Below are 1142 nucleotides of genomic sequence, written 5' to 3'. Positions count from 1 at the left end.
CTGCCGCCGCCGACGATGATCCCGCGCGCCGGCACGCCGACCGCGCGGCGACCGGGGAACAGCGCGGCGAGCGTCTCGACCGCAGCCCGATCATTGGCGACGCCATAAGTCGGCACGACGACGGTGCTGTTGCCGATGTAGAAGTTCATATAGCTCGCCGCCGCGATCTCGCCGCCGATTTCGACACGGCCGGGCGAGGGGAGGTCGACGATCTCGACCCCTCCGAACGTCGCGGTTCGCGCGCGCGCGTCGGCATAGATTTGCGCGTTGGGGTCGTCCGATCCTGCCGCGACAGGCAGCGCAAGCCGGCCTTCGCCGACGAAGCGCGCAAGATTGTCGACGTGGCCGTCGGTGTGGTCGCCGACGAGCCCGTTACCCAGCCACAGCAGACGGTCGATGCCCAGCGACTGGTGCAGCCGCACCGCGATATCCTCGCGCGTCAGCGTCGGGTTGCGGTTGGTGTTGAGCAGACATTCCTCGGTCGTCACGCAAAGCCCGGTGCCGTCGACGTCGATGCCGCCGCCTTCGAGCACCCAGTCCTGATCGTCGACCGGAAGGCCCGATCCGGCAGCCAGCGCGGCGCCGATCTCCTGATCGCCCGGCATGACGAATTTCTCGCCCCACCAGTTGAATTCGAAATTGCGCGCGCGGCGCGCCGCGCCCGTGCCGGCGATGATCGGCCCGGTGTCGCGCAGCCAGATATCGCCGAGCGGCTGGACGAGAATCTTGACGCCCGGATCGACGAGCGCGGCGGCGATGTCCGCCTGCCGCGCGTCGTTGACCACGAGCCGCACCTCTTCGCCGCGGCCGCCGTCATGGACGGCGTTGGCAAAGGCGGCGACGTCGCGCCGCCCTTCGTCGATCGCTCCCGCCCATTCCTCGGCGAGGTGCGGGAAACCGATCCAGACGGCGTCGTGCGGCGCCCATTCGGCAGGCATTTTCAGCGTCATGGGCGCGCGCTCGTCCCGCTTATTTGCCGGCGCGCGACTTGTCGCGGGCGGCACGGAATTCGTCGCCCTCGACCCAGTTCGGCCATGCGTCGGTCATCGCGAGCATGCGGCCCGCGGCGTAATAGAGGCGCAGGTCCGACATCATGCCGCCCCAGTTGGTGATCGCCTCATATTCGTCGCCCGGCGCGTGGT

General features: G+C 69.1%; 1 protein-coding gene and 1 pseudogene. Both read right to left on the bottom strand.

Features of this window, described 5'->3' with window-relative positions; genetic code table 11:
- The coding region (locus JHC57_RS05875; protein ID WP_294029072.1) for an agmatine deiminase family protein at positions 1–950 on the bottom strand (950 nt) is incomplete at its 3' end.
- Positions 951–969: 19 nt separating this feature from the next.
- Positions 970–1142, bottom strand: a pseudogene (locus tag JHC57_RS05870) (peptidase M28); the annotation flags it as partial.

This window comes from Sphingopyxis sp. (genome assembly GCF_016463645.1).
GTDB lineage: Bacteria > Pseudomonadota > Alphaproteobacteria > Sphingomonadales > Sphingomonadaceae > Sphingopyxis.
Note: the sequence above shows the minus strand (reverse complement) of the source record. Positions and strands in the feature narration are given on the sequence as shown.